The following is a 13103-nucleotide window of genomic DNA, read 5'->3' as shown; positions in this document are numbered from 1 at the left end:
AGCCTGCCGGGAACGGAGGGCTGAGGGCTGGCGCCAGCCGGTCAGAAACCGCGCGACAGCACGGCCGCGCCGATCGTGACGACGCCGAGCACGAGGTTCACGACGACGAGCAGGCGCACCGCGTTCACCGCGCGCGCGCCGTCCGGCCAGTTCTGCGCCTGCACCGCACGGCGAATGCGCGGGAACAGCGCGAAGCGGATGTGCCCGAAGATCAGCATCATCACGACGCCGAGCCCGGCCATCGCGTGCAGCGACCACGTCGCGTGCGCACCGCCGAAGCTCGTCAGCAGGAAGCCGCCGGACAGCAGGATCACGATCACAGCGCCTGAAACCCAGTTGAAGAAGCGGCCGAACACGCCTTCGATCAGCGGCAGCCGCAGTTGCGGCGAGAGGTCGGACAGCGCGGGGCGCAGGCAGAAGTGCGCGAAGACCATCCCGCCCACCCACACGGCGACGGCCAGCAGGTGAAGAAACAGCGCGACGGCAACGGCGTGGGACATGGGGACGATCCTGTGATGAATGGGGTGCAGCGAACGGCCGCGTCGCACGCGGCATCAAGCGACGTTCGACTCGCCCGCCGCGCGGCGGTTCAGACCCTCAGCGCGATTTCACACTATTTTGCAAATTCCGCGTGACAGCGCCACGCTTGCTTACCCGAATCCCCCAGCCAGAAAAGAAAAAGCCGCCCGCCGAAGCGGACGTGCGGCCTTCGATCGCGGCCGAACCGGATGAACCGGGCGATCCGGACGACCGCGCGGCGTCAGCCGAGCAGCGGACGCAACTCGGTGACGACCTTGAGCTTCGTGTCCGGCGCGCGGCCCTTGCGGGCGCGCTTGCCGATGTGCGGCGCGAGCCCGGCATACGACAACGTCTCGTCCTGCACCTTGCCGCCGCGGCCGGTGCCGATCAGCACGACGCCGGACGGATCGATCGCGAGTGCCTGCACGAGCGTTTCCTTGTCGTCGAGCGCCATCAGGATCACCCCGCGCCCGCCGCCGGACAGCGTCTTCATCTCGTCCATCCCGAACACCAGCAAGCGCCCGCCGCTCGACAGGCACGCGACCTGCGTCGCGTTCGGCAGCACCGGCATCGGCGCGAGCGGCACCGCGCCCGCATCGATCGTCATGAACGACTTGCCGGCCTTCACGCGGCTCACCATGTCGCCGACCTTCGCGAGGAAGCCGAAGCCGTTGCTCGACGCGAGCAGCAGTTGCTGATCGGCCGGCGCCGCGTAGTAGTGCATCAGGTGCGAGCCCGATTCGAGCTCGATCAGCGACGTGACCGGCACGCCGTCGCCGCGCCCGCCCGGCAGCACCGACACGTCGACCGAATACACGCGGCCGCTGCTGCCCCACGCGATCAGGCGATCGGGCGTGCGGCACTGGAACGCCGCGTACAGGTGGTCGCCCGCCTTGAACGTGAAGCCGGCCGGATCGAGCCCGTGGCCCTTCAGCGCGCGCACCCAGCCCTTCTGCGACACGACCACCGTCACCGGCTCGTCGACCACCTTCGCCTCGAACGTGGCGCGCTTTTCCTGCTGGATCAGCGTGCGGCGATCGTCGCCGTACTGCTTCGCATCGGCCTCGATCTCCTTGATCATCAGCCGCTTCATCGCGCTTTCGTTCGCGAGCAGTTCCTCGAGCTTCGCCTTTTCGTCGCGCAGCGCTTCGAGTTCCTTCTCGATCTTGATCTTCTCGAGCCGCGCGAGCTGGCGCAGGCGGATTTCGAGGATGTCCTCGGCCTGCCGCTCGCTGAGGCCGAACGCGCTCATCAGCGCGGCCTTCGGCTCGTCCGACTCGCGGATGATGCGGATCACCTCGTCGATGTTCAGGAAGACGATCATCCGCCCTTCGAGGATGTGGATGCGGTCGTCGACCTTCGCGAGACGATGGCGGCACCGGCGCGTCATCGTCAGCTGGCGGAACTTCACCCATTCGTCGAGGATCGTCAGCAAGCCCTTCTGGCCCGGCCGGCCGTCGGCGCCGATCATCACGAGGTTCAGCGTCGCGTTCGATTCGAGGCTCGTGTACGCGAGCAGCGTGTTCACGAATTCCGTCTGGTCGATCGTGCGCGACTTCGGCTCGAACACGAGCCGCACCGCCGCTTCCTTGCCCGACTCGTCGCGCACCGCGTCGAGCAGGTCGAGCATCGCCTTCTTCGTGTTGAGCTGCTCGGGCGTCAGCGTCTTCTTGCCGAGCTTGAGCTTCGGGTTGGTCAGTTCCTCGATTTCCTCGAGCACCTTCTGGCCCGACGTGCTCGGCGGCAACTCGGTGACGACGAGTTGCCACTGGCCGCGCGCGAGATCCTCGATCTTCCACTTCGCGCGCACCTTCAGGCTGCCGCGGCCGGTTTCATAGGCCGCCGCGATTTCGGCGTCGCTCGAGATGATCTGGCCGCCGCCGGGGAAATCCGGGCCGGGAATCAGGTTCATCAGCTCCGCGTGCGTGAGCTTCGGATTGCGGATCAGCGCGACCGCCGCGGCCGCGACCTCGCGCAGGTTGTGCGACGGGATTTCGGTGGCGAGGCCGACCGCGATGCCCGACGCGCCGTTCAGCAGCACGAACGGCATGCGGCTCGGCAGCGTCTTCGGCTCCTCGAACGAGCCGTCGTAGTTCGGCATGAAGTCGACCGTGCCCTGGTCGATCTCGTCGAGCAGCAGCTTCGCGATAGGCGTGAGGCGCGCTTCCGTGTAACGCATCGCCGCCGCGCCGTCGCCGTCGCGCGAGCCGAAGTTGCCCTGCCCGTCGATCAGCGGATAGCGCAGCGAGAAATCCTGCGCGAGCCGCACGAGCGCGTCGTATGCCGACTGGTCGCCGTGCGGGTGGTATTTACCGAGCACGTCGCCGACCACGCGCGCCGATTTCACCGGCTTCGCGTCGGGCCCCAGGCCCATTTCGTTCATCGCGAACAGGATCCGGCGCTGCACCGGCTTCTGGCCGTCGCACACGTCGGGCAGCGCGCGGCTCTTCACGACGCTGACCGCGTAGCTGAGATATGCCTGCTCCGCGTAGTTGCCGAGCGTCAGCGCGTCGCTCTCGGGCGCGTCGGGGCTGGCAAAGAGATCGGAAGTATTGTCGTCCATCTGAATTCCGTATTCGTAAGTGGCGTGAGGCCGGGCCGGGCGTCATGCCCGGCCGCGCGGAAAGCGGCGGTGCCGTGTTCGATGTCAAGCGGTGCTGATGCGCCAGCGGATTCGCGTTCGTGACAAGAAGCAAACCGCAGCGATGCCAGACGCATCGCGGGGATTTGCGACGCCGCCACGGGCGCGAAGCCGCAGCGCATCAGTGCCGATTGGCGTCGAGCACTGCACTAAATATCCGCTTCGACGTCGTTGCCCTTTTCCTCGAGCCAGCCGCGCCGCGCGGCTGCCTCGCCCTTGCCCATCAGCATCGTCATCCGCGCGACGGTCGCCTCGTAGTCGAGCTCGCCGAGCTTCACCGGCATCAGGCGGCGCGTGTCGGGATTCATCGTGGTGTCCCACAGCTGCTCGGCGCTCATTTCGCCGAGGCCCTTGAAGCGGCTGATGCTCCACTGCGTGTCGCGCACGCCGTCCTTGCGCAGTTTGTCGAGGATCGCCTCGAGCTCGCCGTCATCCAGCGCATAGAGTTTCTGCGCGGGCTTCTTGCCGCGCGCGGGCGCGTCGACGCGGAACAGCGGCGGACGCGCGACGTACACGTGGCCGCGCTCGATCAGTTGCGGGAAATGCTTGAAGAACAGCGTGAGCAGCAGCACCTGGATGTGCGAGCCGTCGACGTCCGCGTCCGACAGGATGCAGATCTTGCCGTAGCGCAGGTTCGACAGGTCGACGGTGTCGTCGGGGCTGTGCGGATCGACGCCGATCGCCACCGAGATGTCGTGCACCTCGTTGTTCGCGAACAGGCGGTCGCGCTCGGTTTCCCACGTGTTCAGCACCTTGCCGCGCAGCGGCAGGATCGCCTGGTATTCCTTGTCGCGGCCCATCTTCGCGGAGCCGCCCGCCGAGTCGCCCTCGACGAGGAACAGTTCGTTGCGCGCGATGTCTTCGGTCTCGCAATCGGTCAGCTTGCCCGGCAGCACTGCGACGCCCGAGCTCTTGCGCTTCTCGACCTTCTGGCCGGCGCGCGTGCGCGCCTGCGCCTGCTTGATCACGAGTTCGGCGAGCTTCTTGCCGTGCTCGACGTGCTGGTTCAGCCAGAGTTCGAGCGCCGGACGCGAGAACGACGACACGAGCTTCACCGCGTCGCGGCTGTTCAGCCGCTCCTTGATCTGCCCCTGGAACTGCGGATCGAGCACCTTCGCGGACAGCACGAACGACACGCGCGCGAACACGTCTTCCGCGAGCAGCTTCACGCCCTTCGGCTGCAGATTGTGCAACTCGACGAAGCTCTTCACGGCCTGGTAGAGACCGTCGCGCAGGCCCGACTCGTGCGTGCCGCCGGCCGGCGTCGGGATCAGGTTCACGTACGACTCGCGCACGAGCGAGCCTTCCTCGCTCCATGCGACGACCCACGACGCGCCCTCGCCCTCGGCAAAGGTTTCGTCGGTCGAACGCGAATCGGCGAAGCGCTCGCCTTCGAACAGCGGGATCAGCAGCTCGCTGCCGTTCATTTCGTCGAGCAGGTAGCCGCGCAGGCCGTCTTCATACTTCCACGTCTGGCGCTCGCCCGTCTTTTCGTTGACGAGCACGACCTCGACGCCCGGCAGCAGCACGGCCTTCGAGCGCAGCAGGCGCTGCAGCTCGCCGAGCGGCAGGTTCGGCGAATCGAAGTACTTCGGATTCGGCCACACCTGCACGCGCGTGCCGGACTTCTTCTCGCCGCGGCCCGCGCCTTGCGTGGACAGCGGCTTCACGACGTCGCCGTCGGCGAAGCCGAGTTCGGCGATCTTGCCGTCGCGCCACACCGTCACGTCGAGACGCGTTGCAAGCGCGTTCGTCACCGACACGCCGACCCCGTGCAGGCCGCCCGAGAACGTATAGGCGCCACCGGCGGCCTTGTCGAACTTGCCGCCCGCATGCAGGCGCGTGAACACGATCTCGACGACCGGCACGCCTTCTTCGGGGTGCATGCCGAACGGGATGCCGCGGCCGTCGTCTTCGACCGAGACCGACTGGTCGGCGTGCAGCGTGACCGTGATCTGCTTGCCGTAGCCGCCGAGCGCCTCGTCGGACGCGTTGTCGATGACTTCCTGGATGATGTGCAGCGGATTCTCGGTACGGGTGTACATGCCGGGACGCTGCTTGACCGGCTCGAGACCCTTGAGCACCTTGATCGATGCTTCGCTATAGGCCGCGCTGGGTTTCTTCGTTGACATAGGCGCTGAATTTCGTCATTCATCGGGACGTTGTCCACACCTCGTGTGGATAACGTCGTGGACAAAACGTTGAGTTCCGTAAAAAAGCGAATCGAAACAACGGTGTGCTTGGACTGCTCCGAAAGCGGGCGCGCGGCGTGCGCTGCGCTGCCCTGGACGCGCGGTATTTTACTGGTTCCGCGTGGCGCGCCAATCGCGGGATCGGCGCGCACCGCGCGCGTCACACCGGCTTGCGCTTCGCCTCGAGCGTTTCCCACCGTTCGAGCGCGGCGAGCAATTCGTCGTCGATCGCCGCGAACCGCTCGGTCAGGCGCGTGCCTTCCTGCGGGTCCTTCGCGAAAATCGCGCCGTCCTCGAGCTGCGCGTTGATCGTCTTCTGCTCCGCTTCGAGCGCGGCGATCTTCTCCGGCAGCGAATCGAGCTCGCGCTGCTCGTTGAACGACAGCTTCACCGTGCGCTGCGCGTTGCGGCCGGCCGCGCTCTTCGCCGGCTCGTCCTTCGCGGGCGCCGCTTCCTTGACCGCGCGCTTCGCCGCTTCCTGCTGCGCGAGCTGCTCCGAGCGCTCGCTCTGGATCTGCCAGTCGGTGAAGCCGCCGACATATTCGCGCCACTTGCCGTCGCCTTCCGCCGCGATCACCGACGTCACGACGTTGTCGAGGAACGCACGATCGTGGCTGACCAGCAGCACCGTGCCGTCGTAGTCGGCCAGCAGCTCTTCGAGCAGTTCGAGCGTCGGGATGTCGAGGTCGTTGGTCGGTTCGTCGAGCACCAGCACGTTGGCCGGGCGCGCGAACAGGCGCGCGAGCAGCAGCCGGTTGCGCTCGCCGCCCGACAGCGACTTCACCGGCGAACGCGCGCGTTCCGGCGCGAACAGGAAATCGCCGAGATAGCTCATCACGTGCTTGCGCACGCCGCCGATCTCGACCCATTCGCTCCCCGGGCTGATCGTATCCGCGAGGCTCTTCTCCTGGTCGAGCTGCGCGCGCATCTGATCGAAATACGCGACCTGCAGGTTCGTGCCGGTGCGCACCGTGCCTTCGTCGGGCTTCAGGTCGCCGAGGATCAGCTTCAGCAACGTCGTCTTGCCGGCGCCGTTCGGGCCGACGAAGCCGATCTTGTCGCCGCGCATGACCGTCGTCGAGAAGCGGTCGACCACCGTGCGGCCGCCGTAGCGCTTCGTCACGTCGGTCAGCTCCGCGACGATCTTGCCGGACTTCTCGCCCTGCGCGACGTCCAGCTTCACGTTGCCCTGCGCATTGCGGCGCTCCGCGCGCTCGTTGCGCATCTGCACGAGCCGCGCGATGCGGCCGACGCTGCGCGTACGGCGCGCTTCGACGCCCTTGCGGATCCACACTTCTTCCTGCGCGAGCAGCTTGTCGAACTTCTCGTTCTCCACGCGCTCGACTTCGAGCTGCTGCGCCTTGCGCGTCTGGTATGCCGAGAAATTGCCCGGATACGACAGCAGCCGACCCCGATCGAGCTCGACGATGCGCGTCGCGACGCGGTCGAGGAACGCGCGATCGTGGGTGATGAACAGCAGGCCCGCGCGCTGCGCGACGAGCAGCTCTTCGAGCCAGCGGATGCCGTCGAAATCGAGGTGGTTGGTCGGTTCGTCGAGCAGCAGCACGTCGGGCTGCAGCACCAGTGCGCGCGCCAGCGCGACGCGCTTCTGCATCCCGCCCGACAGCGCGTCGACGCTTGCGTCGACGTCCTGCAGGCCGATCTGCGCCAGCGTCATCGCCACGCGCGTGCGCCAGTTCCACGCGTCGTGCGCGTCCAGCGACGACTGCAGCGCGTTCATCCGCGCGAGCAGCGCATCGTGCTCGGCGCCTTCCGGGATCTCCGCGAGGCGGTGCGCGATCGAATCGTATTCTTCGAGCAGTTCGCGCGTGTGCGCGAGCCCCGACGCGACCGCGTCGAACACCGTCGCGCCCGGCTCGAACTCGGGCTCCTGCGGCACGTAGACCGTCACGAGCTCCTGCTGGCGCGTGACCAGCCCGTCGTCGGGCTTCGCGAGATCGGCGACGATCTTCAGCAGCGACGACTTGCCCGCGCCGTTGCGGCCGATCAGGCCGACCCGCTCGCCGGCTTCCAGCGAGAAATCCGCGTGATCGAGCAACGCGACGTGACCGAACGCGAGCTGCGCGCCGGTAATGGAATAGAGCGACATGGGGAGACGGCGAAGAGAGAAATCGGAAGCGCCCATTGTACCGGGCGCGCGGGCCGGGATCGGCTTGGCTGGATGGACGAGCGCCGCAGGTTGCGCTTGAGGTGCGTCGGCGCGGTGCCGTGAGCGGGTTGCGGGCGGTTTTTCGCTTTGGATGCCGGCCGTCGTTTACGTGCCCGCGTAAACGGCGGAACGCCGGCCGGATGCCCGCGGCCGGCCGATCGGCCGATCCCGTGCGCGGCGCGGCGAGCGCCGGCGCGGCACGTGCGGTTATTTCACGTTGATCGTGATCGTCGAGCTCAGTTCGGGGCCGTACGAACGGTGCGCGCCGTCGCCGAGCTGCAGCGTCAGCGTGTGCTGGCCGGGCGGCAGCTTCACGTCGGTTTCGGTCTGGGCCTTGCCGAAATGCAGCGAATGCTCGGTCGCCGGGATCACGTCGCCCTTCGGCACCGGCTTGCCGTCGATCAGCAGATGATGGTGACCGGTATCCGGGGTCATGTCGCCGGCCGGCTTGAGCGCCATGCCTTCGAGACCGAACTTCACGTGTACGGGGCTCGACACCGTCGCGCCGTCCTGCGGCTCGACGAAGAACACACGCGCCTCGGCGCGCGCGAGCGTCGATACGGCCAGCGCCGCGACACAGACTGCACCCGCGATCCACTTTCTGTTGAGCATCGTTTCCTCCTTCAGATTGACAGGCCCACGAAGCATACCCTGCATGCCCGACCGACGCGACGGCGCCGGTTGTTCGCGATGCGTACGTTTAAAACGACGTTGCGCAGGCGTTAGACGAAATTCCGGTACCATTGCGCCTTTCGTCCGCCGACCACGCTGCGGACGGCATCGCCGAATTTTCATTATCCCGAGCGCAACATGAGCGAAGTAACCGAATACCAGAGCTGGGTCTGCCTGATTTGCGGGTGGGTCTACAACGAAGCGGAAGGGCTGCCCGACGAGGGTATCCCGGCCGGCACGAGTTTCGCCGACATTCCCGCCGACTGGCGCTGCCCGCTGTGCGACGTGGGCAAGGAAGATTTCGTCGTCGTCGATTTCTGATTTTCTGTTTCGATCGCGGGTGATCACGCGATACGCGCGTCGGGGGCGCATTCCGCCCCGCCGACGCGCCGCGCGTTTGCTATACTCTGCGCGCTGTCCACACCGCCGTCCGGCTCGCCATCTCTTGCGCGAATGCCCGGATATGGCTCTCCCCGTAGTTCAATGGATAGAACAAGCGCCTCCTAAGCGGATACAGCACCCTATCCAATCCACCAAAACCCTTGATTTTAAAGGGTTTCAAGCCCGTCCAGACCCTACCAATCCCGTCAAATCCTGTCCCAGGCTGTCCCAAATTTGTCCCGGGAAATAGTCAGGATTGCTACATATAAGAGCCTAAAAAATTGGTCCCGCGACCAGGAATCGAACCTGGATTTGAGTCTTAGGAGGACCCCGTTCTGTCCATTGAACTACCGCGAGACACAGCCGGCTATGATACCACCCTATCCAAAGCACAGTAAGGGTTCGGGCGCATGAGTGACATTGAACAATCATTGATTGCATACCTACGGAGCAAGTCTGACGGTAAGGAAGTCATGACACCCGCACAGCTATCAGAAGTTATCCAAGTATCGGCTAAACAGCAATCTGTCTTGCGCAGAGATAAAGCTTTTCCTATTCCACATAGAGATATAGGCAGGAAAGTTTTCTATTCAATCTATCATGTAGCCGAGTTCTTACTATCAGGCAGTGTCAATGAGATATCAAAGACACCTGAACCGGCTATCAAAGAGATACCTACGGCGCGCGCACGACGAAGAAAGCCCGTTGCCGACATGTCGCACCACTTTACTTTGCGCATGTTTGTATCTCATATCAAGCATGAGGCTGAACAGCTTACTTACCTTGCCGAAATATTTGATACTTATGAGAAAAGGTTTTCTTTAAAAGAAGAGCTAGAAAGTAAATTAGCACCAAAGAAAGAAGAGAAAAGAAACAAACCTATATAAGAACTTGTTGACGCATTTCCGGCTTTTTTCTATAATACAAATACTTTCAACCACTACCTTACGGGGTAAAAAATGGCTCTTCAAACAAAAGAACAGCTTGCCAAACAGCGCGAATTGCTCGCACTTCAATTGCAAAAAATTGAAGAAGAAGAAAAGAATTTCGAGAAGAAACAGGAAGGCTTTACCAAGCTCGAAGAATTGCAAGCGAAGTTTGACACTGATTGCCAGAAGATTGCTAAGCAATTCCATATTGCCGAAGAAGAGCTTAAAGCGTTTTTTGGACCCAAGCCTCTGATTGCTTTTTACTTCGAAAAGGCAGGAGTCCAGAAAGTTTATGAATGGTATAAGGGCAAAATTGGTAAAGCGCCCATGGAATTTGAAATGGTCAAATCTCAGGGCGAAGAGGCTGTTAAACAACATTTGACCGAAGCAGGAAAAATCTGGATTGCGACCGACGACGGCGCAAAAGAGTTCAAAGCTTTCGTTAAAGGTAAAGAAAAAAAGTAAAGCTAAAATGCCAAAGAAACAGCCCCTTTTTAGGGGCTTTTTTCTTTCTATCTAGGAAGATAAATACCATACTTACTGCAAATAACTAATCAAAATTGAGAAGGGTTCTCATAGTCACGGGGGACGCGACTCATATAATTATCGAAAATATAAACAGAATGTCAATACTCAATCTCAATTATATTTTCATGCTCGGTAATTCTCGGTTTGAAATACTGACAATCGCAATCAAACCGATTGTCTTTGATTGAGAAATGCGGAGGATAAAAAATCCGAGCAGTCACGACCATGCTTGCAGTTTTTTCACTGGCAAATACTTTGCCAATACCGCCAAGAGCCAAAAATAGAACGATTAAAAAAATGGTTACTTGCAATTGTTTTCTCATATTATCCACCTGTATATCCGTTTGGGTCTATCGTATCCTGACAGCTAGACGGCAAGTATGCGGGGTTTAATAACGCATAGTTTCCGCATAGCCATTTCACATTTCCGCCCGCGTCAGGCACTGGCTCGAATGCTCCCACAGCATTTTTTAACCTTATATTCGCTGCGCTCGTAAAGCGGATAACAATCAACCCATTCTGAATATTTTGAATAGTCGCATACTTGCCGGCTGGCATAGGCACATTCAAATCATTGTTATTGTTCGGCATAGAACCATGCATTGCATAGTATTCTTCGATTTCCGATTGAAGACCGCCGACCAATTGAAAAGACTCAGAAACTTGAGCGCGCGTGACATAATTTAAATAAGCAGGAATAGCGAAAGCAGAGAGAATTCCTATGATTGCCACCGTAATCATAAGCTCAATTAGTGTAAAACCGTTTCTTGTTTTTATTCTCATAGCCCCCGCCTTTTCCCTATCTCAGTTTGTTTTTCTTAACTATAATTTCCTTTTCTGTATTGTCAAAAGCATTTGCTTTTTGCAAATCTTCCATTGACGAAAATGGCAAAGGCTTATCACTATCAATCAGAATTTTCAAATCTTGCGACAAGTTTTCATTTAAATTTGCCAGAGAAGAAAGATTAGCATGCAACACTTTTGCAATTCCCAATTGCTCGAATTCAGAAAAATTAATGAAGTCTTTTGTTGTAAATGTATCGCGGTTGTCGTTAAAGTAACCATTGACAATATCTGAAACTGTCGCCCGGCGCGACAGAAAATTATCAAAATCTTCGTAAGTGTATAGCGATACTTCGCTATGTAATGCTTGAAATAAGTCGCCCATATCAAACACCTACGCGCAAAAATTGACCGTCTTGAACAAGAATGAAATCAGACACTAATTGGTCAAGACTTACTTTATCTTTGTTGTCTTCATAAAAATTTTTCATTGTTCCAGTGAGTTCGCCAGACACGGCATTGCCCGTTTTCTGAGTGTATGCACGCATGAAAGAGCCCAGAGAATACGGCGCATTCGCACCCGCAGAATGAATATCAATCTGTTCTTTCTTTTGCAATTCCTTTTCTTGCTCAATCGAGCCTTCAATCTTTCTGATTTCAATCTTGACTTTTTCATAGTCAATGAGATTCTTTGACTTCCAATAACTTCGCATTTTGCATAACTGATTGTTGTCCGCGCGGTCGCCTGGAGGCAACTGTAAGAAGTCATTGAAGTAGCCGACAATCTCACGGTGTTGCCAACCGATATGCTTGAGAGCTTCGATTACGGGCGCATACGGTAAGTATTGATACCCATATACCTTTTTACTCTTAACTTGCGCATTCTTCGCGCGCAACGAAATATAGTCAATCTGTTTAATTTCTTCTGTCATTCATATCTCCTAATACCTTTCTATTAAATCTAGCGCAAGATTTAATATTGTCAATAGAGTATCAATGACTCGCCTTATTGACAGGAATGTATGTCTATATCGTTGACAAATAAAAAAATTTAATTAAAGTTAAATAAAGGGTTTCATTCTTGGCGAGGATACCCAACATGCCCCACTTCATGGTTCATATTGGACTCGCAAGGGAATATCCCTTGACCCTAAAAACATGGGCTTCGCCCATACCCATTTAAATAGGAATTTTATGAAAGATAAACGACAAGAAGAATATCTAGTCGCATACAGATTGCAAGACTTAATTAAGGCAATCGCCGATTATGTCGTGATAGCAGGAAAGGACAATAACGACATACTAAGATTAGAACGATATGCAAGAGTCAAGCTGAAAAAACTACAATCAAGATAATTTTACCGACCATGAAAACATACACAGAAGAACAAGCGCTTTCACAGGCATTAAAAACATTGGGCAGTATCGTACTTGCCCCCATTTTAGAGGGACGGCTATCCGCCTGTCCTGCCGGATACGACACGCGACAGAAACTGCTTTATTCTTTTTATCGGAACGCTTTGCATAGACGGCAGCTTGAAACTTGGTCGTTCTGCTCGCACGACTACAAATATTATCAATGGGGTTTTCATTGGCACTACGGAGTGTTAATGAACCAGCTTGACAATCGAAGATTTAACCCGGACGGAAAACTTGAAGTCAAGCATTTAAGATGGTGCGTCTATCAAATATTTTTAGACGGCTTACTTATTGCAGAAGAAGACTTTGCCTTTGACAGCAATATTTTTGGAAAAGCCAGATTTGCAGGAACACAAAGTAAATACGATTGCTTCGTGAAAATGTGTTACAGGAATTATAAGCCTTATCGAGTAATGACAATAAGATTGCCCAAGGGCGAACAGCTTTTACAAATCGACCTTCTAGACATTCGCGGAAAAGCAATCGTTCACAAAGGCTCAAATTTTGCAAATGACGGCTTTTATGCGTGTGAAATTGAAATTGAGAACGACCAATTTACTACATTCGTTGGGGAAATTTCAATCGTTACAGACGCAGGAACGACCTATCAAGATTGTGTTTTTCGCGGTGAAGATTACCCATATCACACACCAATCAATCGACCCGCCGTGTGTGAAAACAAATTGTATTTACGGAATGACCCTAAGAGATTTTTTAAAATCATTGTCAAAACGGTCAAGCATTCGGGGCATGACACTACACAAGAAATTAATTTACCTGAGTATGAAGTCTATGAATTTGAAGACGATATAGAAAGTGTTTTCCTATATCTCGACGGCACCGCATTTAATTATTTTTATGAGTATTGA

The 13103-nt window shown here is 57.8% G+C and carries 13 protein-coding genes and 1 tRNA gene; 4 read left to right on the top strand and 10 right to left on the bottom strand.

Translation table 11 applies throughout. The features are described from left to right. Positions 1 to 41: 41 nt before the first annotated feature. The 5 genes from HWX07_RS25145 to HWX07_RS25125 form a co-directional block, all read right to left on the bottom strand. Positions 42 to 500, bottom strand: coding sequence for a CopD family protein (locus HWX07_RS25145; RefSeq protein ID WP_006487629.1), 459 nt, complete (start codon positions 498 to 500; stop codon positions 42 to 44). Positions 501 to 760: 260 nt separating this feature from the next. Then, positions 761 to 3082, bottom strand: coding sequence for a DNA topoisomerase IV subunit A (gene parC / locus HWX07_RS25140; protein ID WP_175878068.1), 2322 nt, complete (start codon positions 3080 to 3082; stop codon positions 761 to 763). Positions 3083 to 3309: 227 nt separating this feature from the next. Then, positions 3310 to 5292, bottom strand: coding sequence for a DNA topoisomerase IV subunit B (gene parE / locus HWX07_RS25135; protein WP_006478167.1), 1983 nt, complete (start codon positions 5290 to 5292; stop codon positions 3310 to 3312). Between the two features lie 220 nt (positions 5293 to 5512). Next, positions 5513 to 7498, bottom strand: coding sequence for an ATP-binding cassette domain-containing protein (locus HWX07_RS25130; RefSeq protein WP_175878067.1), 1986 nt, complete (start codon positions 7496 to 7498; stop codon positions 5513 to 5515). Positions 7499 to 7729: 231 nt separating this feature from the next. Beyond that, on the bottom strand, positions 7730 to 8134 hold the full coding sequence (locus HWX07_RS25125) for a DUF4399 domain-containing protein (protein ID WP_034174480.1): 405 nt from the start codon (positions 8132 to 8134) through the stop codon (positions 7730 to 7732). A gap of 198 nt (positions 8135 to 8332) precedes the next feature. Here HWX07_RS25125 and HWX07_RS25120 point away from each other — a divergent pair, with 198 nt between their 5' ends. Continuing rightward, on the top strand, positions 8333 to 8515 hold the full coding sequence (locus HWX07_RS25120; protein ID WP_175878066.1) for a rubredoxin: 183 nt from the start codon (positions 8333 to 8335) through the stop codon (positions 8513 to 8515). 342 nt (positions 8516 to 8857) lie between these two features. Here the strand turns inward: HWX07_RS25120 and HWX07_RS25115 are convergent. Further along, positions 8858 to 8932: transfer RNA gene (locus tag HWX07_RS25115), tRNA-Arg, on the bottom strand. 53 nt (positions 8933 to 8985) lie between these two features. Here HWX07_RS25115 and HWX07_RS25110 point away from each other — a divergent pair. Together HWX07_RS25110 and HWX07_RS25105 are read left to right on the top strand one after the other, a co-directional pair. Further along, positions 8986 to 9462 (top strand): hypothetical protein, encoded by a 477-nt coding sequence (locus HWX07_RS25110; RefSeq protein ID WP_175878065.1) that lies wholly within the window; start codon positions 8986 to 8988, stop codon positions 9460 to 9462. A gap of 72 nt (positions 9463 to 9534) precedes the next feature. Continuing rightward, the gene (locus HWX07_RS25105; protein WP_175878064.1) at positions 9535 to 9969 is read left to right on the top strand and encodes a hypothetical protein; all 435 of its coding nucleotides are present in this window, start codon (positions 9535 to 9537) and stop codon (positions 9967 to 9969) included. A gap of 161 nt (positions 9970 to 10130) precedes the next feature. On the opposite strand, the gene HWX07_RS25100 is transcribed toward HWX07_RS25105, so the two are convergent. The 4 genes from HWX07_RS25100 to HWX07_RS25085 are packed head-to-tail and all read right to left on the bottom strand — an operon-like array spanning position 10131 to position 11747. After that, complete coding sequence (locus HWX07_RS25100; protein ID WP_175878063.1) at positions 10131 to 10364, bottom strand: hypothetical protein; 234 nt, start codon at positions 10362 to 10364, stop codon at positions 10131 to 10133. Next, complete coding sequence (locus tag HWX07_RS25095) at positions 10357 to 10815, bottom strand: pilin (RefSeq protein ID WP_279612780.1); 459 nt, start codon at positions 10813 to 10815, stop codon at positions 10357 to 10359. Before HWX07_RS25095 ends, HWX07_RS25100 begins: the two co-directional genes overlap by 8 nt. 16 nt (positions 10816 to 10831) lie before the next feature. Then, positions 10832 to 11200, bottom strand: coding sequence for a hypothetical protein (locus HWX07_RS25090; RefSeq protein WP_175878062.1), 369 nt, complete (start codon positions 11198 to 11200; stop codon positions 10832 to 10834). 1 nt (position 11201) lies between these two features. Further along, on the bottom strand, positions 11202 to 11747 hold the full coding sequence (locus tag HWX07_RS25085; protein ID WP_175878061.1) for a hypothetical protein: 546 nt from the start codon (positions 11745 to 11747) through the stop codon (positions 11202 to 11204). A gap of 435 nt (positions 11748 to 12182) precedes the next feature. Between HWX07_RS25085 and HWX07_RS25080 the strand changes: the two genes are divergently transcribed. Continuing rightward, a complete protein-coding gene (locus tag HWX07_RS25080; RefSeq protein ID WP_175878060.1) occupies positions 12183 to 13103 on the top strand; it encodes a hypothetical protein in 921 nt (306 codons plus the stop codon).

It is taken from the genome of Burkholderia sp. BCC0097 (assembly GCF_902832985.1).
GTDB lineage: Bacteria > Pseudomonadota > Gammaproteobacteria > Burkholderiales > Burkholderiaceae > Burkholderia > Burkholderia orbicola.
This window is presented reverse-complemented; position numbering and strand designations above follow the sequence as displayed.